The organism is Pseudomonas gingeri (genome assembly GCF_013386165.1).
Lineage (GTDB): Bacteria > Pseudomonadota > Gammaproteobacteria > Pseudomonadales > Pseudomonadaceae > Aquipseudomonas > Aquipseudomonas gingeri_C.
Genome location: NZ_JACAOS010000001.1, coordinates 389,420 through 413,507, shown reverse-complemented (window position 1 = coordinate 413,507; position 24,088 = coordinate 389,420). Strand labels below are relative to the sequence as shown.

Annotated in this window: 19 protein-coding genes; 11 read left to right on the top strand and 8 right to left on the bottom strand. The window is 61.9% G+C overall.

From position 1 onward, the window contains the following. Positions 1–57 precede the first annotated feature (57 nt). The 3 genes from HX866_RS01740 to HX866_RS01730 all read left to right on the top strand — a co-directional run bounded on the left by HX866_RS01740 (position 58) and on the right by HX866_RS01730 (position 4,150). A complete protein-coding gene (locus HX866_RS01740; RefSeq protein WP_177137848.1) occupies positions 58–2,265 on the top strand; it encodes a type VI secretion system Vgr family protein in 2,208 nt (735 codons plus the stop codon). Further along, a complete protein-coding gene (locus HX866_RS01735) occupies positions 2,262–3,263 on the top strand; it encodes a DUF2515 family protein (protein WP_177137847.1) in 1,002 nt (333 codons plus the stop codon). The genes HX866_RS01740 and HX866_RS01735 overlap by 4 nt, the downstream gene beginning before the upstream one ends. Positions 3,264–3,337: 74 nt before the next feature. Next, entirely contained in the window at positions 3,338–4,150 is an 813-nt protein-coding gene (locus tag HX866_RS01730; protein WP_177137846.1) for a hypothetical protein, read from the top strand. Positions 4,151–4,326: 176 nt separating this feature from the next. On the opposite strand, the gene HX866_RS01725 is transcribed toward HX866_RS01730, so the two are convergent. The 8 genes from HX866_RS01725 to HX866_RS01690 all read right to left on the bottom strand — a co-directional run bounded on the left by HX866_RS01725 (position 4,327) and on the right by HX866_RS01690 (position 13,562). Continuing rightward, positions 4,327–4,611, bottom strand: a complete 285-nt coding sequence (locus HX866_RS01725; RefSeq protein WP_177093018.1) for a hypothetical protein — start codon at positions 4,609–4,611, stop codon at positions 4,327–4,329. Positions 4,612–5,092: 481 nt separating this feature from the next. Then, entirely contained in the window at positions 5,093–6,097 is a 1,005-nt protein-coding gene (locus HX866_RS01720; protein ID WP_177137845.1) for a response regulator, read from the bottom strand. A 51-nt stretch (positions 6,098–6,148) separates the two neighbouring features. After that, positions 6,149–7,159: a chemotaxis response regulator protein-glutamate methylesterase gene (locus HX866_RS01715; RefSeq protein WP_177093020.1), complete on the bottom strand. Its 1,011-nt coding sequence runs from the start codon at positions 7,157–7,159 to the stop codon at positions 6,149–6,151. Beyond that, complete coding sequence (locus HX866_RS01710) at positions 7,156–9,465, bottom strand: hybrid sensor histidine kinase/response regulator (protein ID WP_177093021.1); 2,310 nt, start codon at positions 9,463–9,465, stop codon at positions 7,156–7,158. The genes HX866_RS01715 and HX866_RS01710 overlap by 4 nt, the downstream gene beginning before the upstream one ends. Continuing rightward, positions 9,462–10,148 carry a chemotaxis protein CheW gene (locus HX866_RS01705; RefSeq protein WP_177093022.1) on the bottom strand — a complete coding sequence of 229 codons (687 nt, stop codon included), beginning with the start codon at positions 10,146–10,148 and terminating at the stop codon, positions 9,462–9,464. Before HX866_RS01705 ends, HX866_RS01710 begins: the two co-directional genes overlap by 4 nt. After that, the gene (locus tag HX866_RS01700) at positions 10,145–11,425 is read right to left on the bottom strand and encodes a CheR family methyltransferase (protein WP_177137844.1); all 1,281 of its coding nucleotides are present in this window, start codon (positions 11,423–11,425) and stop codon (positions 10,145–10,147) included. The genes HX866_RS01705 and HX866_RS01700 overlap by 4 nt, the downstream gene beginning before the upstream one ends. Continuing rightward, positions 11,422–11,940: a chemotaxis protein CheW gene (locus tag HX866_RS01695; protein ID WP_177137843.1), complete on the bottom strand. Its 519-nt coding sequence runs from the start codon at positions 11,938–11,940 to the stop codon at positions 11,422–11,424. The genes HX866_RS01700 and HX866_RS01695 overlap by 4 nt, the downstream gene beginning before the upstream one ends. Continuing rightward, positions 11,940–13,562 carry a methyl-accepting chemotaxis protein gene (locus HX866_RS01690; protein ID WP_177093025.1) on the bottom strand — a complete coding sequence of 541 codons (1,623 nt, stop codon included), beginning with the start codon at positions 13,560–13,562 and terminating at the stop codon, positions 11,940–11,942. The genes HX866_RS01695 and HX866_RS01690 overlap by 1 nt, the downstream gene beginning before the upstream one ends. Positions 13,563–13,821: 259 nt before the next feature. Between HX866_RS01690 and HX866_RS01685 the strand changes: the two genes are divergently transcribed. From HX866_RS01685 to HX866_RS01650, 8 genes are all read left to right on the top strand, one after another. Continuing rightward, on the top strand, positions 13,822–15,489 hold the full coding sequence (locus tag HX866_RS01685) for a diguanylate cyclase domain-containing protein (RefSeq protein ID WP_177137841.1): 1,668 nt from the start codon (positions 13,822–13,824) through the stop codon (positions 15,487–15,489). A 101-nt stretch (positions 15,490–15,590) separates the two neighbouring features. After that, positions 15,591–16,505: a LysR family transcriptional regulator gene (locus HX866_RS01680; protein WP_177093027.1), complete on the top strand. Its 915-nt coding sequence runs from the start codon at positions 15,591–15,593 to the stop codon at positions 16,503–16,505. A gap of 106 nt (positions 16,506–16,611) precedes the next feature. Next, complete coding sequence (locus HX866_RS01675) at positions 16,612–18,102, top strand: gamma-aminobutyraldehyde dehydrogenase (protein ID WP_177137831.1); 1,491 nt, start codon at positions 16,612–16,614, stop codon at positions 18,100–18,102. 87 nt (positions 18,103–18,189) lie between these two features. After that, positions 18,190–19,341 (top strand): putative ABC transporter substrate-binding protein YdcS, encoded by a 1,152-nt coding sequence (gene ydcS / locus HX866_RS01670; RefSeq protein WP_177093029.1) that lies wholly within the window; start codon positions 18,190–18,192, stop codon positions 19,339–19,341. 255 nt (positions 19,342–19,596) lie between these two features. After that, a complete protein-coding gene (locus HX866_RS01665; RefSeq protein ID WP_177099542.1) occupies positions 19,597–20,622 on the top strand; it encodes an ABC transporter ATP-binding protein in 1,026 nt (341 codons plus the stop codon). A 1-nt stretch (position 20,623) separates the two neighbouring features. Then, positions 20,624–21,571 (top strand): ABC transporter permease, encoded by a 948-nt coding sequence (locus HX866_RS01660; protein WP_177093031.1) that lies wholly within the window; start codon positions 20,624–20,626, stop codon positions 21,569–21,571. Then, positions 21,561–22,388 carry an ABC transporter permease gene (locus tag HX866_RS01655; protein WP_177093032.1) on the top strand — a complete coding sequence of 276 codons (828 nt, stop codon included), beginning with the start codon at positions 21,561–21,563 and terminating at the stop codon, positions 22,386–22,388. Before HX866_RS01660 ends, HX866_RS01655 begins: the two co-directional genes overlap by 11 nt. Before the next feature lie 160 nt (positions 22,389–22,548). After that, positions 22,549–23,973 carry a gamma-aminobutyraldehyde dehydrogenase gene (locus HX866_RS01650; protein ID WP_177093033.1) on the top strand — a complete coding sequence of 475 codons (1,425 nt, stop codon included), beginning with the start codon at positions 22,549–22,551 and terminating at the stop codon, positions 23,971–23,973. Positions 23,974–24,088 lie beyond the last annotated feature (115 nt).

Sequence of the window (24,088 nt, the reverse complement as noted above, 5' to 3'; positions counted from 1 at the left end):
AACGCACCGCCGAGGACAAGCAGACTCACCCCTTACCGCTTGAGTAAGGGACTACGAATGTTCATTTCAGCGCCGTTAAACCGCTTTACCCTGACCTTTCCAGGCCTTGCCCCTGAACTCCAGGTGCTGGCCTTCAACGGCAGCGAAGCCATCAGCCAGCCCTACCGTTTCGAGCTGGAACTGGTCAGCCGCCGCCCGGACCTGAATCTTGACGAGCTGTTGCACCAGCAGGGCTTCCTCGCCTTCAACGATGGCGGTGCGGGCATTCATGGCCAGGTCTACAGCATCGGCCAGGGGGATACCGGTCAGCGCTGGAGCCACTATCACCTCACCCTCGTCCCGCAACTGACCTACCTGGGCCACCGTTTCAACCAGCGCATCTTCCAGAACCAGAGCGTACCGCAGATCATCGCCCAGGTGCTCAAGGACCACGGCATCCTCGGCAACGCCTTCAGCTTCAACCTGGCGACGCCCTTCCCCGCCCGCGAATACTGCGTGCAGTACAACGAGTCCGACCTGGCGTTCATCCAGCGATTGTGCGAGGAAGATGGCCTGCACTACCACTTCCAGCACAGCCCGGCCGACCACCACCTGGCCTTCGGCGATGACCAGACGTTCTTTCGCCGGCTACCCAATGCGGTGCCCTATGTACCGGACAGCGGCGCCGTGGCCGCGACACCGAGCATCAAGTCTTTCGACCTGCGTCTGGAAACCCGCAGCAGCCACGCGGCCTTGCGCGACTACGATTTCGAGAAGCCCCATACCTCGCTGGAACGAACAACCCACACCACCGACTCCACACCGAAACCTGTGCTGGAGGACTATCGATACCCCGGCCACTTCAAGCATGACGACATTGGCAAGCACCTCAATCACCGCCAATTGGAGCGCCATCGCGCCAACTATCGACAGGCGTCGGGCAAGAGCAATGAAGCACAATTGGTCAGCGGCCACCTCCTGACCCTGAGCGATCATCCACAACCGGACTGGAACGATCTCTGGCTGTTGACCCACCTCACCCATGAAGGCAAGCAGCCGCAGGTGCTGGAAGAATCGGCGCCAAGTCCAAGCAGTGCCAACAGCGATTTCCGCCAGGGCTACCGCAACAGCTTTCTGGCCACGCCGTGGGATGTGTTCTTTCGGCCGCCTCTGCAAGCCCGCGAATCCCGACGCCTGAATGCCCAAACCGCGATCGTCACCGGCCCGCCTGGAGAAGAGATCCACTGCGACGAATATGGCCGGGTAAAGGTCAAGTTTCACTGGGACCGCTCGGACGAAACCGGCGCCCACAGCAGTTGCTGGCTGCGGGTGGCGTCCGGCTGGGCCGGGCCGAGCCATGGCGCGGTCACCCTGCCCCGTGTCGGCATGGAAGTGCTGGTGACCTTCCTGGAAGGCGACCCGGACCAGCCGCTGATCGTCGGTTGCCTGAACAACGCCGCGCAGCCCGCGCCCTACCCGCTGCCCGCGCACAAGACCCGCAGTGTGTTCAAGAGCCAGAGCAGTCCGGGCGGCGGCGGCAGCAATGAAATCCGCATCGAAGACCTCAAGGGCCAGGAACAGATCTATGTGCATGCCCAACGGGACTTTGAACAGCACATCGAACATGACCAGCACGTGCAGGTCGGCCATGAACGGCATGAAAGTGTCGGCGCCAACAGCTACGCCGAGTTTCAGGCCGAGGAACACCATACCGTTCACCAGGATCGCCGTTGCGAGGTGAAGGGTGACGACCATCTGACGGTGGGGAAGAGTCAGCAGATGAAAGCGGGGGTGGGTTATCTGGTTGAAGCAGGACAGGAAATTCATTTCTACGCGGGAGAAAAGATCGTTATCGAAGCGGGCGCAGAACTGACGATCAAGGTGGGCGGCCACTTCATCAAACTCGACGGCAACGGAATCAGTTGCGTAGGTCCCGAAGCCAATGAGCCAGCAGGTACGCGAGCGGACATTGCCGTGTTGGCGGCCCTCAGACCCGCCGCCGCTGGACAGGCCGGGACCACAAATCTTGCGCCCGGCGGCGGTGCCCAAGAAGCCCACGACGAGCAGATGCAACTGCTCAACCGTTCCGGCACGCCCTTGAAAGGAATCCAGGTCGCCATGGCAATACCCGGGGACACCACCCCTCTGGTCGTTACCAGCGATGCCGAAGGTCTTCTCCCCCGCATCAAGACCCACAGCGCCCAGGACCTCAAGGCGTTTTTACGCTGGGACAAATTCCATGTCCCGGAAGGCGCTGACAGTTATGAAAGGAGTCGCAAGCAATGAGTGCCGATCCGATCCTCACGTGCACCACCAATACCCGACCCGATTCGGTTTCCAAGCAGACCTTTGGCTGCGAAATACTCTGGGCCTGGGGCCAACAGGAAGCGATACGTCGACTGACGGTGGAGAAACGTGATCCCTACTCACAACACATGCGCAGCGAACTGGTCGCCAGTTTCAGTGCCCGCGCAGCACGCATCGCGGCGACCTATGCGCGGTTCTATCTGGAGTTGGAAGACGGTGGAAAACCCGAACTGAAGGGGCGCTTCTACTGGATGGGCCTGGCCGCCTTTGCCAGTAAACAGGTGAAGTGCGGCCTGGACTTCATACCGGACGCGTTGGCTGTCTCAGTGGGAGATTATCTGCCTAATCCGATGGCCATCGGCAAGGACGGGCTGGGCAAAGGTAACTTCTGGTTATTCCAGGATATTTTTGTCTGGCACTGGTTTTATAGCCAATTTCCCGAGCAGTTCGAAGAATGTGCATCGGAGCGTAATGCGCTGGACTGTCCTGAATTGGCACTGGCGGGGCTGAAAAGCTTGCCATGGGCGGAGGAGGCGCTGGCAATACTGAAAAATTTCGAAGTGAACGAATATCTTCTAAAGGCATTCAAAGCCATCAAGGAAACTGAACTGGCGGCAAAAAGCGAAAAACCCCCGTTGCAATTAAAATCCCTATTGGCAATTGCCAACCACGAGCAGCTAGAAGTTTTACAACCTCTTATCTACGAAGACCTCGCCTTTCAAAAAGTATTAGATCTTCAAGCTTTGACAGAAGGACTCCCTTGCTTTCCGCTCCGATCCGCCGCTTTTAGCATGGCTTGTGATGTCGAGGAGGAAAACCTTCGGGTGCAGATGACAGAAGGAGACTTATACGACGAAACATACAGAATGAACTTCATTACAAAAATCGCACATAGATATCATCTACTAATGCAGCACAACAACGAGTACATGGAGAGTTCCATTACGGCCCTATCCAAATGGTCTGATGCTGTATGAGAAAAGCCTTGCTTGCGGCACTGACACTAGGGTTAACCGCCTGTGACATCCCCTCCCCCACGGAGAGCCAAAAAATGGAAAACAGTGCCCCCATCATTGAAATCAACCTGAGTGAAAACATCAATGATGTCATTGCACGCAGCCCGATACCATTCAAGCCAGATTGCTTGGCAGCAGCCGGTGTATGCTGGTATGAAATCTCTCGCTCCCCCAATAACAAAGAGCTACCCATCGCCAGTATAAAAACAGGGGCGCATACGCTATTGCTAAAAAATGCTTTCAGAATAAGCACTGCTATTTTTGACAGAGATGGCAGCCAAATCGAAAGTATAGAAATCACGCTAAGGGGACTTCCCGATGACAGCTTGCACGAAGACTCTCAAGAAGCCCTTTATCAATTAATCAACGGCCTCCAGCGCGCGGGTTGGACGCACTACTACCACAGGAGCGACCCTAGAATATCAGGCAAAGAGATGGACAAAATCAATACACCTGAAAAAGTACTGGGCAAACTTGTTTTTAGCCACCCCTGGCTGGCCCCTAACTACAAGATAGACCTGAAGCGCTGGCTTGAAATTGGCCTTTTTTATGACTGGTATTTTTTTAACGAACATTCATATTTGCATCTTCGGGCTCTACACTCGCCTTCTCGAGCAGCACCAAAAGAGCGAGGAACCTATTTAGTAACGCTGACATTTTCAACCGAGGCAGAGTTCTGGAAAATACCCTTTCAAGGTGAAGATAAACTTCACTGGAAAGAACTTTTGCCTGACGAACTGGCGATCTCTAAAAAACGGCGTGAAGCATTGGAAGCCAAAGCCCGAGCCGCTGGCATAGAAGTCGATGAGTTGTATCAAGATCCACTGATCAGAGCGTTAAACCTGTAGTGACTCCCATTGGAGAACCTTATTCTTTTTCCGTTGGACGTTTAACTCACACGCGGTCTTTCAGGCTCGCACTGGCCCGTGTAGGAGCCGGCTTGCTGGCGATGAGGCCAGAAAGTCATGCGTCGATCTTGCGGACGTCATCGCCAGCAAGCCGGCTCCTACAGGGTGGTGTTCGATCAGGAAACCGGGGCGCTGCGGACTCGGTCGGTGAACATGCCCTGCATCGCATCCAATGCGTCGCAACCATCCTGCAACAGCAGGTAGGCGGCACCGGCGAAGTGGTAAAGATCACGGTCGCAGGTGTTGCCGATGCTCATGCACGTCAGGCTATGGGTCAGGTCACGGGCGGCCTTGATGCGCTGGATGGCGCACGCATAGAGATCGCGCACCGGGGCATCGAGGTTGAGGTAGAGAACGGGGACTTCGGTGAGATTGCTTTGTAGCGGACGATATTGGCTCATCGATAAAGCTCCATTAGGAGCCACCACCTTTTGCGGCTAAGCAAAACTAAGGTGGCAGCTGTACGCGGGTTAGCCGACCGGGTCCTATGAGCTACACCCGGCACACCCGAAGGTGTCCCGCGCACAACCGCCATAACGCAAACGTCAGGCAGTAGTAAGCGCCAACATTGTAATGGTGGCGCTCAAGCTCCGTGAGGAATTTCGACTGGCTAAGATCGATCACCGATTCGTCGGTGACGACCGAGCTATAGTCCAGCCTCCCACCGAATAGTCGCTGCTTTTACACCTTGAAATACGAGCCACTGCGGATGCCAGTAATGGCGATTTGTCCGAGCTTGCGGGGGCAACGCAAGCTCCTGTAGGAGCAGCCGGTCGACGCTCGATTGCTCGCGATGGAGGTCAACGATAACGCGGGGTATCTGGGATACACCCGGCGCCCTTGAGTTCATCGCGAGCAAGCTCGCTCCTACAGGGGACCGTGTTAGCCAATGCCTACTTGGTTGCGCCCGCTGTTCTTCGCCGAATACAGCCCCTTGTCCGCCGCCGAAATCAGCTCCCGGCAGTTGCTGCCCTGTTGCGGCACCAGGGTGGACAAGCCGATGCTGATGGTCAGCACCGAACCCTCGCTCGGCGAGTTGTGTGCGATCTTCAACCCCGCCACGGTCTGGCGCAGTTTTTCCGCCACCAGTCGCGCACCGCCTTGCGAGGTGTTCGGCAGCACCAACGCAAACTCTTCGCCACCATAACGCGCCGGCAAATCCGAAGGCCGGCTGCTCGCGGCACGAATCGTCTCCGCCACCTTGCGCAAGGCTTCATCGCCCTCCAGGTGGCCAAAGCTGTCATTGAAGGATTTGAAGTAATCGACGTCGATCATCAACAGCGACATCTGTGTCTGCTCGCGCTGCGCCCTTCGCCACTCCAACTCCAGGTACTCGTCGAAGTGCCGGCGGTTGGACAACCCCGTCAAACCGTCGGAGTTCATCAAGCGCTGCAGCACCAGGTTGGTGTCGAGCAATTGCTGCTGACTGACCCGCAACGCCCGATACGCCGCATCACGCTGCAACAAGGTCATGTAGGAGCGCGAGTGATAACGAATGCGCGCCACCAGTTCGATGTTGTCCGGCAACTTGACCAGGTAATCATTGGCCCCGGCGGCAAACGCCGCGCTCTTGATCAGCGGGTCTTCCTTGGTCGAAAGTACGATGATCGGGATGTCCTTGGTTGCCGGGTGATTGCGGTACTCGCGCACCAGGCTCAGGCCATCGAGCCCGGGCATCACCAGGTCCTGCAGGATCACCGTCGGTTTGATACGGATCGCCTGGGCAATTGCCTGGTGCGGATCAGCACAAAAGTGGAAATCAATATTCGCTTCCGTGGCCAGCCCGCGCCGCACCGCCTCGCCAATCATGGCCTGGTCATCAACCAGCAACACCATGGCGGCGTTTTCGTCGGTGGTCTTGAAATCATAGGGTTGTAAATCATTCATACGCGGTCACCTGAAATACTGCTTTCAAACCAGGACTGCTGACTATAGAACTCATGTAGGAAATATCTCCAGCAAGCGTGGTGCGATCTTGTTCAGTGGGCGAATTTCAACAGCGGCATCAATCGCCGCCGCCGCCTTGGGCATGCCGTACACGGCGCTACTCAGTTGGTCCTGGGCGATGGTCAGGTAGCCGTGCTCGCGCATCAGCTTCAACCCTTGAGCACCGTCGCGTCCCATGCCCGTCAACAACACACCCACCGCATCGCCGTTCCAGTAGCTGGCGACACTCTCGAAAAACACGTCGATGGAAGGTCGGTAGATCTCGTTCACGGGCTCGGCGGTGTAGGCCAAGGTGCCGTTTTTCAATAAGCGGATATGGTGATTCGTTCCGGCCAGCAGCACGCTGCCTGGCTGCGGGGCCTCGCCGTCGCGCGCCAGGCGCACCGGCAAGCCGCAGACACCGCTCAACCATTCGGCCATGCCGGCGGCAAAGACCTGGTCGACATGCTGGACCAGCACAATCGCGGCAGGGAAATTAGCAGGCAAACCTTTCAGCAACATTTCCAACGCCGCCGGTCCCCCCGCTGAAGAGCCGATAGCCACCAGTTTCTGCCGTGGACTGTTGTCCCGGACAGGCGCCGTTACGCTGCGCACCCGACTGCCGCGCTGGCCGATCAACCAACCGATATTGAGGATCTTGCGCAACAACGGCGCCGCGGCTTCCTTCGGGTTGCCAGCACCGATCGCAGGGGTGTCGACCACGTCCAGGGCGCCGTGGCCCATGGCTTCAAAGACCCGGTGGACATTCTGCTGCCGGTCGACGGTGACAATAACAATCGCGCACGGCGACTCGGCCATGATCCGACGGGTGGCTTCGACGCCGTCCATCACCGGCATGATCAGGTCCATCAGGATCAGGTCCGGGGTGTCCTCGGCACAGTGATGCACCGCTTCGGCCCCATTGCCGGCGACCCAGATCACCTCGTGCGCCGGCTCGAACGCCAGGGCACGGCGCAACGCTTCTACCGCCATGGGCATATCGTTGACGATAGCGATCCTCATCCCTGGGCTCCCCCGATTAACTCCACCACGGCATCCAGCAAGGCATCGTCATGAAAACTGGCCTTGGCCAGATAATAGTCGGCTCCGGCGTCCAGTCCACGTCGACGGTCTTCTTCACGGTCCTTGTAGGACACCACCATGACCGGCAGTGACTGCAAGCGCGTGTCTTTACGCAAGAGTGTGACCAATTCAATCCCGTCCATTCGTGGCATGTCGATATCAGTGATCAACAGGTCGAAGTCCTCGGCGCGCAGGGCATTCCAACCGTCCATGCCATCCACCGCGACCGCCACCTCATAACCCCGATTGAGCAGCAGTTTACGTTGCAGTTCGCGCACGGTCAGGGAGTCGTCGACCACCAGCACGCGCTTGCGCGCGACTTCACTGGCCTGGCGATTGCGCCGGTCGATACGTTCCAGGCGACCGGTATTGAGCAGCTTGTCCACCGAACGCAGCATGTCTTCGACGTCGACGATCAGCACCGCCGAACCGTCGTCGAGCAAGGCCCCGGCGGAAATATCCTGGACCTTGCCCAGCCGGGGGTCCAGCGGCAACACCACCAGGGTGCGCTCGCCGATAAAACGTTCCACCTCGACCCCATAGACCGCGTCACGCTCGCGGATCACCACGACCTTGAGGTTGCCATCATGGTGCTCGCTCGCCGGGCGCTGCAACAGCTGGCTGGCCGCCACCAATCCGACGTGCCGGCCTTCGTGCCAGAAATGCTGGCGCCCTTCGAGTTGCACGATGTCCTCGGGCGCCAGGTCGCACATGCGCTCGATGTGGGCCAGGGGAAAGGCATAGGCTTCGCCGCCGACTTCCACCACCAGGCTGCGCACCACCGACAAGGTCAGCGGCACTTCGAGGTGGAAACGGCTGCCCTGCCCCGCCGTCTGCTCCAGCACCACCGCGCCGCGCAACTGGCGGACCATATGCTGCACCGCGTCGAGGCCGACCCCGCGCCCGGACACTTCGGTGACTTTGTCCCGCAGGCTGAAACCCGGCAGGAAGAGGAAACTCAACAACTCCTCCTCGCTCAGTTGCGCCGCGGTCTCGGCCGGGGACAACTGGCGCTCGACGATGCTGCGCCGGACCCGCTCCAGGTCCACGCCACCGCCGTCGTCGCTCAACTGCAACACCAGCAACCCGGCCTGGTGGGAAGCCCGCAGGCGAATCAAACCTTCGGCCGGCTTGCCGGCCAGCACCCGCAGTTCCGGGCTTTCGATGCCGTGGTCCACGGCGTTGCGCAGCAGGTGGGTCAGCGGCGCTTCGAGTTTTTCCAGCACATCACGGTCGACCTGGGTTTTCTCCCCTTCGACCTCCAGACGCACCTGCTTGCCCAGGCTGCGGCCCAGGTCGCGGACCATCCGCACCTGGCCGCTCAGCACATCGGCAAAGGGCCGCATGCGGCAGGCCAGTGCGGTGTCATACAAGACCTGGGCACGCTGGCTGGCCTGCCAGCCGAACTCGTCCAGCTCCACCGCTTGCGCCGTCAGCATCTGCTGGGACTCGGTCAACAAGCGCCGGGCATCGGCCAGGGACTCCTCGACCTCAAGGCTTAGGCCGAGGTTCTGCAATTGTTCGCTGAGTTGTTCCAGGGCCCGCAGACCTTTGCTCTGTATCCTTCGCGCGCGCTGCATGGTCGCCAGGTAAGGCTTGATGCGCTGGGTTTCCACCAGGGATTTGCTCGACAGGTCGAGCAGGCTGTTCAGGCGCTCGGCCGTGACCCGCAGCACCCGTTCGCCGCCTTCGGTAACCCGGCGGCCGGAGGTTATCGGCTCAGCCGGTGCCGTTTCGACCAGCGCGGGCTCAACCGGCGCGGGTTCAAGGTCAAGGACCACGGCAGGTGGTGTGATCGCCAGTTGCGCCTCGATTGCCTCGGGCAGGCCAGGCACCCTCGGTGCCGGCCGCGCAGCGGCGGGATCGAGCAACGCTTGCAACCGCAGGACATAGGCCTCGATCTCCACCGGCCCGACATTGCTGCTGGGCGTGGCGACCCGCATCAGCAAGTCGGTGCCGTGCAGCAAGGCGTCGATATGCTCCGGTTGCAGGTACAGGCGACCTTCCTGGGCACTGACCAGGCAATCCTCCATCACGTGGGCGACGCTGACCCCGGCGTCGACGCCGACAATTCGCGCCGCGCCCTTGAGGGAGTGGGCGGCGCGCATGCAGGCTTCGAGCTGATCGGCCTGGGTCGGATTGCGTTCCAGGGCCAGCAGGCCGGCGCTGAGCACCTGGGTCTGGGCCTCGGCCTCCAGGCTGAACAGTTCCAGCAGCGACGAGTCGCGCATTTGATCGGGGGTCATGTGAGGCTCCGGGTCACGGCCGAGAGCAATTGCTCTTCATCCAGCCAACGCAGACTGCGTCCTTTGAACGGCAGCACGCCACGGGTAAATCGCGCGCTGGCCTGGGGCCCGGCAGCGCTGGCAGTGTCGAGCAGGCGCTGGTCGATGGCATGGATACCGTCCACTTCGTCCACCGGCAACACCACCGGACCGCCCTGGGCACCGAGGATCAGCATGCGCGGCATGACCCGGCCGCCCGGCGTGGCCGTGACCGAGGCGTCGAGCCCGAGCAACTCCACCAGCGACAGGCAGGCCACCAAGGCCCCGCGCACATTGGCAACGCCAAGCAAGGCCCGCGAGCGCTGATGCGGCAAGGAATGAATCGGCTGCAACGGTGCGACTTCCACCAGGCAACGGGTGGCCAGGCCCAGCCATTCTTCGCCGAGCCGGAACATCAGCAGCGAACGGGTGACTATCTCAGTATCGGCCTCGATCGTCGTGCTCTGTTCCAGGTGTTCCTGTCGCAACGAGTAACGGTCCAGCAGCCGCGTGGCGGCGGCAGAGTACACCGCGCAGTTACGGCAGTGGATATGCTCGGCCAGCAGCGGGCAGGACCTATCGCCGTGGATACCGATGCGGTTCCAGCAATCGTCGATTTTCTCGGCGTCATCGTGGATCAGGTTCAAGGCTGTCAAACCGCTCATCGTTTACGCTCACTGTCAGCGGCGCGCTCGCTACGGGCGGCGCGTTCCTGCAATCGCCGGGCACCTGCCGCATCGCCCTGGGACGCCAGCAGGGCCGCCAGGTGGACAAGGGCCTCGGGATGTTGCGGTTCCAGGTACAAGGCCTTGCGATAAAAGCCCTGGGCCTCCAGCGCACTGCCGGCCACGTCGCTCAGCAGGCCCAGCCAGTAGAAGACCTGGGCCACCGGCTCGTGTTGTCGCAGATAGGTTTCACAGACCTGGCGCGCCTGGGCGCCGTTGCCTTCGTTGGCCAGCGTTGCAATCCGCGCCAACAGGTCGGCGGCCTCGTCCGAACCGGCGGGCCTCGCCCGGGGCGCCGGGGGCACGAAAGCCGCGCCGGGGGCGAACGGTCGCCGCAGCGGCAGCACCGGCGCGCTGACAGGCGCCGACACTGGCACTGGCAAGGACGGCGGAACAAACACCGGCAGGGGCTCAGGCTCGGACTCCGTCTGGCGGCGAAAGGCAAAGGACTGCGGCGCACCGATCGAGCGCATGCCCATCCGCCCCAGCAGGTTGCCCTCGGCCGGGCCGATAAACAGCACCCCGTCCACATGGGTGAAGCGCTTGAGGATGTCGAAGACCTGGCGTTGCGTCGCCAGGTCGAAATAGATCAGCAGGTTACGGCAAAACACGAAGTCATAGACCTCACCCGCCTGCAATTCGGGGTCGAGCAGATTGCCGCTCTGCAAACGCACCTGTTCGCGGACCCGCTCGCTGAGCCGGTAACCGTCCGCCACTACGGTGAAATGCCGTTCGCGAAACTCGAGACCCTGTCCGCGAAAGGAGTTCTTGCCGTACACCGCACGCTTGGCCCGCTCCACCGACAGCGGGCTGACGTCGATGCCGTCGACCTTGAACTGGTGCGGCGCCAGGCCTGCGTCGAGCAAGGCCATGGCGATCGAATGGGGCTCTTCGCCTGTGGAACAGGGCAGGCTGAGGATCTTCAAGGCACGCATGCCCTTGAGTTGCGCCACCCGCTCGGCCGCCAGGCGCGCCAGGGTAGAAAAGGACTCGGGGTAACGAAAGAACCAGGTTTCCGGGACGATCACCGCCTCGATCAGCGCTTGCTGCTCGTCGCCACTGGTCTGCAATCGGGTCCAGTAGTCATCCGTCGAGGGCATCTGCAACTGAGTACAGCGTTGACGCACGGCACGCTCGATAATGGCCGGGCCGACCGAGGCCACGTCGAGGCCGATACGGTGCTTGAGGAAGTCGAAGAAACGCTGGTCATCACTCATGCAGGCGCCTCATCCACGGCCGGAAACAGCAGTGCGCGGACCTCGACGCTGAGCAGGTCATTGACCCGAATGCGTTGCAGCAGGCCCTGGGCATCTTCGCGGACCGGCCCCAGGTAAGGCGCGTCGCGGTTGTCCAGGCCATAAGGCTGGAACTCCGCCGGGTTGCAACGCAGGGTGTCGGTGGCCTGTTCGAGGATCAACCCGAGCAGGCGCCCGGGCACCTCGCCCGCGGGACGGTAATGCACCAGCACCAGACGCGTACTGGTACGGGCCGTCGCCGCTTGGCCGAAGGTCATGGCGCTGACGTCGATCACCGGCACCATCACACCACGATGGGCCAGCACCCCCGCGACCCAGGCCGGTGCTTGAGCAATCGGCTTGAGTTGCAGGTGCGGCAGCACTTCGGCCACCTCGACGGCTTCCAGCGCATAACGTTCGCCGCCAATGCGAAAGACCAGGAACAGACTGTTCCTGGGCTGCGCGCTGGCGACGCGTTTAGCCACCAATTCGCTCATCAGACTTTGAAACGCGAAACGCCGCTGCGCAGGCCCACCGCGACCTGGCTCAGCTCGTCGATGGCGAAGCTGGCCTGGCGCAGGGATTCAACGGTCTGGCTGCTGGCATCGCCCAATTGCACCAGGGCGAGGTTGATCTGTTCGGCGCCGGTGGCCTGGGCCTGCATGCCTTCGTTGACCATCAGCACCCGCGGCGCCAGGGCCTGGACCTGATGGATGATCTGCGACAACTGCTCACCGACCTGCTGCACTTCAAACATGCCACGGCGCACTTCCTCGGAGAACTTGTCCATGCCCATGACCCCGGCGGACACCGCCGACTGGATCTCGCGGACCATCTGCTCGATATCGTAGGTGGCGACGGCGGTCTGGTCCGCCAGGCGCCGCACTTCGGTGGCAACCACGGCAAAACCGCGACCGTACTCACCGGCTTTTTCCGCCTCGATGGCCGCGTTGAGGGACAGCAGGTTGGTCTGGTCGGCGACCTTGACGATGGTCACCACCACCTGGTTGATGTTGCCGGCCTTCTCGTTGAGGATCGCGAGCTTGGCGTTCACCAGGTCGGCAGCGCCCATTACCGAATGCATGGTTTCTTCCATGCGCGCCAGGCCTTGCTGGCCGGAGCCGGCGAGCACCGAGGCCTGGTCGGCGGCGGTGGAGACTTCGGTCATGGTCCGCACCAGGTCCCGGGAGGTCGCGGCGATTTCCCGCGAGGTCGCGCCGATCTCGGTGGTGGTCGCGGCGGTTTCGGTCGCCGTGGCCTGCTGTTGCTTGGAGGTGGCGGCGATTTCCGTGACCGACGTGGTGACCTGTACCGAGGAGCGCTGGGCCTGGGAAACCAGGGACGTGAGCTCGGTCATCATGTCATTGAAGCCGGTTTCCACGGCGCCGAACTCATCCTTGCGCGCCAGGTTCAGGCGGCTGCTCAGATCACCGTCGCGCATGATTTCGAGGATTTCGACAATCCGTTGCATCGGCGCCATGATCGCCCGCATCAGCAGCAGGCCACAGAGAGCGGCGGCGATGACCGCGATCAGCAAGGAAATTCCCATGCTGAGTTTCGCCGCAGACACGGCGGCGGAAATCGCGTCAGTGTCCTGATCGGCCACGTCCTTGTTCTGGGTGATGATGTCGTTGAGCTGTTTACGGCCGGCAGCCCAGGCCGGCGCCAGTTGTTCGTTGAACACCCGGATGGCCTGTTCATTCTGCTTGTGCTGGTACAGATCAAGCACGTTGCCCAGCAGTTTGTCGTACGCCTCGTGGTCACGTTTGAAGACGTCGAAGGCGGCCTGGTCTTCCTGATTGAAAATGGTCTTCTGGTAATTGTCGATCTGCTTGACCAGACGGTTTTCAAAGTCCTTGAACTGCGCCTGGTCGGCGGGGTTGATCACGCCGTCGGCGTTGAACCCGAGCAATTGCTGGGTCAGCACATAGCTGTCGACCCAGGCGCTACGGATCATGGTGCTGTAGTAAACCCCGGGAATGGCGTCGGTGCGCACACTCTCCTCGCTGGACTCGATCGAGAGCAGCCGGGAATACGAGGCGACGACCATCAGCAGCATGATCGCGATGATGACGGCAAAACTCGCCAGTATTCGTTGGCGCAAGGTCCAGTTTTTCACTCTCAATCCTCTAGAGCCATTCAAATGAGGGCAGTATAGCCGAGGGTGTGCCATCCTTTTCGCACAGGCCCAGGCTTTGGTTTACAGCAACGGTCTACAACATAGGTCTACAACAACAGGAAATATAACCGATAGGCTATTACGACACTGATCAGCGTCTTTACCGACCACTCGCTCAAGATCAGCTAACACCGAGCAAAAGCAAACTGCCATTATCGAACACCCATCATATAACCCATAAGGCCCAGGAACCTAGTTCATGTCCGTGCTGCCCAGCCTACGCAGTCGTTTCGCGTTGATGATCGCCGTACTGGTCAGCCTGCTGAGCTGGTTACTGGGGTCTTTCATCAGCCACGACTCCAGTTCGCGGATGATCAGCGAAATCGGACAGGATCTCGCCGAAAATGCCTACCAGATGTCTGATCGCCTGGACCGCGACATGGCCAGCCGGATTCACCTGCTGAGCGTCATCAGCCGGATGCAGATCATTCAAAAGGCCTCGGACACCTCGCAGATTCGTCAATTGCTCAACCATTTGCAGGAGGAGTTCCCCAGTTTCGCCTGGGTCGGTTTCGTCGCGCCCAACGGTGTGGTCCAGGCCGGGACCCAAGGTGTGCTCGAACAGACCGATATCAGCGACCGGCCAGTGTTCAACCAGGCCCGGGAGCACCTGTTCGTCGGCGATGTGCATGACGCCCTGCTGTTGTCCAAAATGCTGCCCAACCCCAATGGCGAAACCATGCGGTTCGTGGACATCAGCTTGCCGGTATTCGGCGACGAATCCGGAAATATTAAGTCACAAAGTAGTGTCGGAGTACTCTCGGCGCACCTTTCCTGGGGCTGGGCCGAAGAGTTGCGCAAATCCTTGCTCGAACCTATCCAGGTCCGGCGCAAGGAAGAGTTTTTCGTACTTTCCGCCAACCATCAGGTCATTCTCGGACCCCGGGAATCGATGGACCAGCGCTTGTCCCTGCCTTTGCTCGACAACCTCGGCAGCCAGCAGACCCGCTGGGGCGTCCAGCGCTGGCCAGACGGCAACGACTACCTGACCGGGATCGCGGTGAGTCGCGGCTACGGCAATTACGCCGGGCTGGGCTGGACCGTGGTGTCGCGCCAGACCCTCGATGAAGCCTACGCCCCGGCCAAGGATTTGCAGCGCGACATTCTGGTCTGGGGCATTGCCCTGGCGGTGCTTGTCGCCTTTATCGGCTGGTTGCTGGCCACCTGGTTTACCCGGCCGCTGCAGGTCATCGCCAGGGCCGCCGACCGCCTGAGTCTCGGCGAATCCATGGAGATTCCCGAGCTCAAGGGCACCCGGGAAATCGCCCAGTTGAGCCAGTCGATCCGCCACCTGGTGGACAGCCTGAGCAACCAGCAGACCGCCTTGGGCATGATGGAAAGCCTGGCCCACCATGACGCCCTGACCGGCCTGCCGAATCGCGCCGCACTGGAAAAATACCTGCCACGCGCCCAGCAACGCAGCCAGGCGCAGAACCATTATCTGGCCCTGCTGTACCTGGACCTGGACGGTTTCAAGCCGATCAACGACCAGTTCGGCCATGCCGGCGGCGATGAACTACTCAGGGAAGTGGCGAGTCGCTTGCGGGTCTGCCTGCGCGAAGGCGACCTGGTGGCACGCCTGGGCGGCGACGAATTCCTGATGGTCCTGCAGGTCCCCCGCCACGATGCCATCGACCAGGCACGCAGCATCGCCGAGCGCGTGCTCGCCAGCCTTGGGCAATCGTTTCGGGTGCACGATGTCCCGGCCTGGATCGGTTGCAGCATCGGCGGCGCGCTATGGCCCCTGGATGCGTCGGACCTGAGCGACGTGCTGGGCCTGGCGGACCGGGCCTTGTACCGCGCCAAGCATGCGGGCAAGGGCCAAGCGCATTTTCACACGGCGCCCCAGGCAGGCGATTTGCGCTGAGCGGCTCTCCCATCACGAACAAGGCCATCGATTAAAAAGATATACACTGGTTCGCATCCATAAAAACAACCTGCCGGCTAGCCGGTATCGGTGCGCGCCCCATGATGACCTTGCGTCAGATCCGTCACTTTATCGCCGTGGCCGAGACCGGTTCGATCTCGGCTGCCGCCCAGGCGGTGTTCATTTCCCAGTCGACCCTGACCCTGGCGATCCAGCAGCTTGAACAAGAGATTGGCGTCAGCCTGTTCAACCGCCACGCCAAGGGCATGACCCTGACCCACCAGGGCCACCAGTTCCTGCGCCAGGCGCACCTGATTCTCGCCACCGTCGACAACGCCAAGCGCAGCCTGCAACAGAGCACCGACCAGGTGGCCGGGCAACTGACCATCGGCGTGACCAGCCTGGTGGCCGGTTACTACCTCGCCGACCTGCTGACCCGCTTCCAGCGCGCCTACCCCAACGTGGAAATCCGCGTGATGGAGGACGAGCGTCCGTATATCGAGCACTTGCTGGTCAGCGGCGAGATCGATGTCGGGGTGCTGATCCTCTCCAACCTGGAGGACCGCCATGCCTTGCAGACCGAGGTCCTGACCCATTCGCCCCATCGGCTGTGGCTGCCGGCCCAGCACCCACTGCTGGAACACGACAGCATCAACCTGGCCGACGTCGCCCGCGAGCCGCTGATCCAGCTCAATGTCGATGAAATGGACCGCAATGCCCAGCGCATGTGGCGTGGCGCCGGGTTGCAACCGCGGATCACCTTGCGCACCGCCTCCACCGAAGCGGTGCGTAGCCTGGTGGCGGCCGGGCTGGGGGTGTCGATCCAGCCGGACATGACCTACCGGCCCTGGTCCCTGGAAGGCGACATCATCGAAGCCCGGCCGCTGGCAGACCTGAGCCAGACCCTCGACGTCGGCCTGGCCTGGCGCCGGGGCACCGCCCGCCCACCGTTGGTGGACCCGTTCCTGACCGTGGCCCGCGAACAGCCCCCTGGCGGACGCAAGCCATCTATTTAATCGAACGCCGCATTCAGTATTTAGTATTTGTCGACCTCCCGTCCGCCCTCTAGTCTCTTGCCATCCATCTAGAGAAAGGCCGGACTCCAGCGATAGGGGAAGCTCCATGGCCACACAAGAAAAGAGAACTCGTAAAATGGCTGGCGCGCACCCGACCCCACTGTTCACCGCCTTGCTGATCGACGGCGAACTCGTTGCCGGCGAGGGTTTTGTCGAGCCGATCATCAACCCGGCGACAGGTGAGGTGCTCACGCAGATCGCCGAAGCCAGCCCCGAACAGGTCGAAAGCGCCATCCTCGCCGCCCACCGGGCCTTTGCCGGCTGGTCGCGGACCACCCCGCAGCAACGGGCCAATATCCTGCTGGCCATTGCCGACGCGGTGGAGAAAAACGCCGACTCACTCGCCCGCCTGGAATCCCTGAACTGCGGCAAGCCCCTGCACCTGGCCCGCCAGGACGACTTGAGCGCCACGGTCGATGTGTTCCGTTTCTTCGCCGGCGCCGTGCGTTGCCAGACCGGCCAGTTGTCCGGTGAATACCTGCCGGGCTACACCAGCATGGTGCGCCGCGACCCGATTGGCGTGGTGGCCTCCATCGCGCCCTGGAACTACCCGATCATGATGGCCGCGTGGAAGATCGCCCCGGCCCTGGCCGCCGGCAACACCCTGGTGTTCAAGCCGTCGGAGCACACACCGCTGTCGATCCTGGCCCTGGCGCCAGTGCTCGCCGAGCTGTTGCCAGCCGGGGTGATCAATATCGTCTGCGGGGGCGGCGAGGGGGTCGGCAGCCATCTGGTCAGCCACCCGAAAGTACGCATGGTGTCGCTGACCGGCGATATCGTCACCGGCCAGAAAATCCTCCAGGCCGCCGCCAAGAGCGTGAAACGTACCCACCTGGAACTGGGCGGCAAGGCACCGGTGATCGTCTGCAACGACGCCGACCTGCAGGCCGTGGTCGAAGGGGTGCGCAGCTACGGCTATTACAACGCCGGGCAGGATTGCACCGCCGCCTGCCGGATCTACGCCCAGGCCGGGATTCACGACAAGCTGGTGGCCGAGCTTGGCGCAGCGGTCGGCAGCCTGAGATTTGCCGGCAAGCGCGACGCCGACAATGAAATCGGCCCGCTGATCAGTACCCGCCAGCGCGACCGTGTCGCCAGCTTCGTCGAACGCGCCCTCGGCCAGCCGCATATCGAACGGGTCACTGGGGCCGCCGTGCATTCCGGGGCCGGCTTCTATTACCAGCCGACCCTGCTCGCCGGTTGCAGGCAAAGCGACGAAATCGTCCAACGCGAAGTGTTCGGCCCAGTGGTCACCGTGACCCGTTTCGACGAACTGAGCCAGGCGGTGGACTGGGCCAATGACTCGGAATACGGCCTGGCGTCGTCGGTCTGGACCCAGAACCTGGACAAGGCCATGCAGGTGGCTTCGCGCCTGCAATACGGCTGCACCTGGATCAACAGCCATTTCATGCTGGTCAGCGAAATGCCCCACGGCGGCCTCAAGCGCTCCGGCTACGGCAAGGATCTGTCCAGCGATTCGCTTCAGGACTACAGCGTGGTGCGCCACATCATGGCGCGCCACGGCCAGCATCTGTAACACGCTCTACTCTAATAACCAGCCCGCAAACGGCACGCTGCATCACGTTCAACTGCCCCGACCATAATTAAAGAAGAGGGAATCCCCATGTTCGTGCACAAGACCGCACTGCTCAGTGCAGTGACCACCGCGCTGCTGGCCAGCGTCTCGATCCAGGCCGCCGAGCCACTGAAAGCCGTCGGTGCGGGCGAAGGCCAACTGGATATCGTCGCCTGGCCCGGCTACATCGAGCGCGGCGAAAGCGACAAGGCCTATGACTGGGTGACGGGCTTCGAAAAGGAAACCGGCTGCAAGGTCAGCGTGAAAACCGCGGCCACCTCGGATGAAATGGTCAGTTTGATGGCCAAGGGCGGTTATGACCTGGTCACGGCGTCCGGCGACGCCTCGTTGCGACTGATCGTCGGCAAGCGCGTGCAACCGATCAACACCGCATTGATCCCGAACTGGAAGAACCTCGACCCGCGTCTCAAGGATGCGCCGTGGTACGTGGTCAACAAGCAGACCTACGGCACGCCTTATCAATGGGGCCCGAACGTGCTGATGTACAACACCAACGTGTTCAAGCAGGCGCCCACCAGTTGGGGCGTGGTCTTCGATGCGCAGAGCCTGCCGGACGGCAAGTCGAACAAGGGCCGCGTGCAGGCCTATGACGGTCCGATCTATATCGCCGACGCGGCGCTGTACCTGAAGTCGGCCAAACCGGAACTGGGCATCCAGAACCCCTATGAACTGACCGAAACCCAGTACAAGGCCGTGCTCGATCTGCTGCGTGCGCAGCAGCCGCTGATCCACCGTTACTGGCATGACGCCACAGTGCAGATGAGCGACTTCAAGAACGAAGGCGTCGCTGCCTCCAGTTCCTGGGGCTACATGGTCAACGGCCTGCAGGCGGACAAACAGCCGGTGGCTTCGACCATTCCGAAGGAAGGCGTTACCGGCTGGGCCGACACCACCATGTTGCACGCCGATGCCAAGCACCCGAACTGCGCCTACAAATGGATGGACTGGTCGTTGCAGCCCAAGGTCCAGGGTGATGTCGCGGCCTGGTTCGGCTCGTTGCCGGCGGTACCGGCGGCGTGCAAGGAAAGTGAGCTGTTGGGGGCCGAAGGTTGCAAGACCAATGGCTTCGACCACTTCGACAAGATCGCCTTCTGGACCACCCCGCAAGCTGCGGGCGGCAAGTTCGTGCCGTATAGCCGCTGGACCCAGGACTACATCGCGATCATGGGCGGCAGGTAATCCCCCAAGCAATAACAACACTTGTGGCGAGCGGGCTTGCCCGCGCTGGGGCGCGAAGCGCCCCTGAAACCAGAGAACTCGCTGTATCAGGTACACCGAGGTGACCGGTTTCAGGGCTGCTTCGCAGCCCAACGCGGGCAAGCCTGCTCGCCACAGGAACCCCGCCGGCCCTGACAGATTTGTATTCGATTCCGCTTTTTCAGAAGTCCAGGCCGGGCCGCTGCAACAACCCGCGCCTTCTCGGAGCACCGCCTCATGACGCTTGCAGTCCAGTTCACCCACGTTTCCCGTCAGTTCGGCGAAGTGAAAGCCGTCGACCGGGTTTCCATCGACATCCAGGACGGCGAGTTCTTTTCCATGCTCGGCCCTTCCGGCTCCGGCAAGACCACCTGCCTGCGCCTGATCGCCGGTTTCGAACAACCCAGCGCCGGCTCGATCCGCATCCATGGCGAAGAAGCCGCCGGCCTGCCGCCTTACCAGCGCGACGTGAACACGGTGTTCCAGGATTACGCGCTGTTCCCCCATATGAACGTACGCGACAACGTCGCCTACGGCCTGAAAGTCAAAGGCGTCGGTAAAACCGAACGTCTGAACCGCGCCGAAGAAGCCTTGGGCATGGTCGCCCTGGCCGGCTACGGCGAGCGCAAGCCGGTGCAACTCTCCGGTGGTCAGCGCCAACGCGTGGCCCTGGCCCGCGCCCTGGTCAATCGTCCCCGCGTGCTGCTGCTCGACGAACCCCTCGGCGCCCTCGACCTGAAACTGCGCGAGCAGATGCAAGGCGAGCTGAAAAAGCTGCAACGGCAACTGGGCATCACCTTCATCTTCGTCACCCACGACCAGACCGAAGCCCTGTCCATGTCCGACCGCGTGGCCGTATTCAACAAGGGCCGGATCGAACAGGTCGACAGCCCGCGCAACCTCTACATGAAACCGGCCACCGCGTTTGTCGCCGAATTCGTCGGCACCTCCAACGTGATCCGCGGCGACCTGGCCAAACAGCTCTGTGGCAGCGACCTGCCGCTGTCGATCCGCCCGGAACACGTGCGCTTCGCCGACGGCCCGGTACAAAACCACGAAGTCGAGATCAGCGGCCTGCTCCACGACATCCAGTACCAGGGCAGCGCCACCCGCTACGAACTGAAACTAGACAACGGCCAGACCCTGAACATCAGCCAGCCCAACACCCAATGGCAACCCACCAGCAGCGGGCACCAGACCGGCCAGCGCATCACCGCGCGCTGGGCGCGGGAAGCCATGACCGTGCTGGCGAGCGAGGTCTGAGATGAACAGCCTCGCCCTCCCCCCGACGACCTCGGCCGACTCGCCGATGCGACGCCTCGCCAACCTGCTGTACCGCCGCCCCAACCTCTACCTGGCGCTGCTGCTGGTACCACCATTGATCTGGTTCGGCGCGATCTACCTCGGTTCGCTGCTGACCTTGCTCTGGCAGGGCTTCTACACCTTCGACGACTTCACCATGGCGGTCACCCCGGACCTGACCCTGGCGAACTTCGCCGCCCTGTTCGCGCCGTCGAACTTCGACATCATCCTGCGCACCCTGAGCATGGCGGTGGTGGTGTCCATCGTCGCCGGGGTCATCGCGTTCCCCATCGCCTACTACATGGCGCGTTACACCACGGGCAAGACCAAGGCGTTCTTCTACATCGCGGTGATGATGCCGATGTGGGCCAGCTATATCGTCAAGGCCTACGCCTGGACCCTGCTGCTGGCCAAAGGCGGCGTCGCCCAGTGGTTCGTCCAGCACCTGGGGCTGGAGCCGCTGTTGCAGTTCGTCCTGGGGATTCCCGGGGTGGGTGGCAGCACCTTGTCGACCTCGCACCTGGGACGTTGCCTGGTGTTCGTCTATATCTGGCTGCCGTTCATGATCCTGCCGATCCAGGCCTCCCTGGAACGCCTGCCGCCGTCGCTGCTGCAAGCCTCCGCGGACCTCGGTGCCAAGCCGCGCCAGACCTTTATGCAGGTGGTCCTGCCGCTGTCGATTCCGGGCATCGCGGCGGGGTCGATCTTCACCTTCTCGCTGACCCTGGGCGACTTCATCGTGCCGCAACTGATCGGCCCGCCCGGCTACTTCGTCGGCAGCATGGTCTACGCCCAGCAGGGCGCCATCGGCAATATGCCCATGGCGGCGGCCTTCACCCTGGTGCCGATCGTGCTGATCGCCGTGTACCTGTCCATCGTCAAACGCCTGGGGGCCTTCGATGCGCTCTAATACCCAACAACAGGCTGACAAAGCCTCATGGGGCCTGCGCCTGGCCGCCTGGGGCGGCTTGCTGTTCCTGCATTTTCCGATCCTGATCATCTTCCTCTACGCCTTCAACACCGAAGACGCGGCCTTCAGCTTCCCGCCCCGGGGATTCACCCTGAAGTGGTTCAGCGTGGCCTTCGGCCGGCCGGATGTCCTGGAAGCCATCAAGCTGTCGTTGCAGATCGCCGCCATTGCCACGCTGATCGCCATGCTGCTCGGCACCCTGGCCTCGGCCGCCCTGTATCGCCGGGACTTCTTCGGCAAGCAGGGCATCTCGCTGATGCTGATCCTGCCCATCGCCCTGCCGGGGATCATCACCGGGATCGCCTTGCTGGCGACCTTCAAGAGTCTTGGGATAGAGCCGGGGATGTTCACCATCATCGTCGGCCACGCGACCTTCTGTGTGGTGATCGTCTACAACAACGTCATCGCCCGCTTGCGGCGCACTTCCCACAGCCTGATCGAAGCCTCGATGGACCTGGGTGCCGACGGTTGGCAGACCTTTCGCTACATCGTCCTGCCGAACCTCGGTTCGGCGTTGCTGGCCGGCGGCATGCTGGCGTTTGCCCTGTCGTTCGACGAGATCATCGTCACCACCTTTACCGCCGGGCATGAACGCACCTTGCCGATCTGGCTGCTCAACCAGCTCAGCCGGCCACGGGATGTGCCCGTGACCAACGTGGTCGCCATGCTGGTGATGATGGTCACGATGCTGCCGATTCTCGGCGCCTATTACCTGACCCGCGGCGGCGAAAGCGTGGCCGGTAGTGGCGGCAAATAACCTATTCCCAAGGATTAACACCGACCCCTTGTAGGAGCTGGCTTGCCAGCGATGAGGCCCTTTAGCCTTGCATCGCCTATCAGGACGCCATCGCCGGCAAGCCGGCTCCTACAGGTTCGGTGTCTATCGAAACATCTGATGACGTCATGAGGATACCGACATGCAAACCAAACTGTTGATCAACGGCCAACTCGTCAACGGCGAAGGCCCGGCCCAATCGGTGTTCAACCCGGCCCTGGGTCGGGTGCTGGTGGATATCCACGAAGCCAGCGAAGCCCAGGTCGACGCCGCCGTGCGCGCCGCCGACGCGGCCTTCGACAGCTGGTCGCAGACCGCACCGAAAGACCGTTCGCTACTGCTGCTGAAACTCGCCGACGCCATCGAGGCCCATGGCCCGGAGCTGGCGAAACTGGAATCGGACAACTGCGGTAAACCCCTGAGCGCCGCCCTCAACGACGAGATCCCGGCAATCGCCGACGTATTCCGCTTCTTCGCCGGCGCCAGCCGCTGCATGAACGGCTCGGCGGGGGGCGAATACCTGCCCGGCCACACCTCGATGATCCGCCGCGACCCGGTGGGCGTGATCGCCTCCATCGCGCCGTGGAACTACCCGCTGATGATGGTCGCCTGGAAAATCGCCCCGGCCCTGGCCGCCGGCAATACCGTGGTACTCAAGCCCTCGGAACAGACCCCGCTGACCGCCTTGCGCCTGGCCGAACTGGCGGCGCAGATTTTCCCGGCCGGTGTACTCAACCTGGTCTTCGGCCGTGGCCCGAGCGTGGGCAACCCGCTGGTGACCCACCCGAAAGTGCGCATGGTCTCGCTGACCGGCTCCATCGCCACCGGCTCACACATCATTGCCAACACCGCCGACAGCGTGAAGCGCATGCACATGGAACTGGGCGGCAAGGCCCCGGTGATCATCTTCGACGACGCCGACATCGACGCCGCCGTCGACGGCATTCGCACCTTCGGTTTCTACAATGCCGGCCAGGACTGCACCGCCGCCTGCCGGGTCTATGCCCAGGCCGGCGTCTACGAGAAGTTCGTCGAGAAACTCGGGGCGGCGGTCAGCACCATCAAGTACGGCTTGCAGGACGACCCGGAAACCGAACTGGGCCCGCTGATCACCGCCCAACACCGTGATCGCGTGGCCGGCTTTGTCGAGCGGGCGGTGGCGCAGCCGCATATTCGCCTGGTAACCGGTGGCAAGGCGGTGCCCGGCAATGGTTTCTTCTTCGAGCCGACGGTCCTGGCCGATGCCCAGCAGGATGACGAAATCGTGCGCCGCGAAGTGTTCGGGCCAGTGGTCTCGGTCACCCGGTTCGACGACGAAGCCCAGGTGCTGGGCTGGGCCAACGATTCGGACTACGGCCTGGCGTCGTCGGTGTGGACCGCCGATGTCGGGCGCGCCCACCGCCTGGCGGCCCGCTTGCAGTACGGCTGCACCTGGGTCAACACCCACTTCATGCTGGTCAGCGAAATGCCCCATGGCGGGCAGAAGCTGTCCGGGTATGGCAAGGACATGTCCATGTACGGGCTGGAGGACTACACCACCGTGCGCCATGTGATGTTCAAACACTAAGCACAGATCGACCTGGTTACCGATTTGCCCTGAGCACAAAACCACTACAACAACACCGAACCGGGACGGGCCATCATGGCCCGGCCACGGTTTCGGACACCTGAAATCTGCCGAT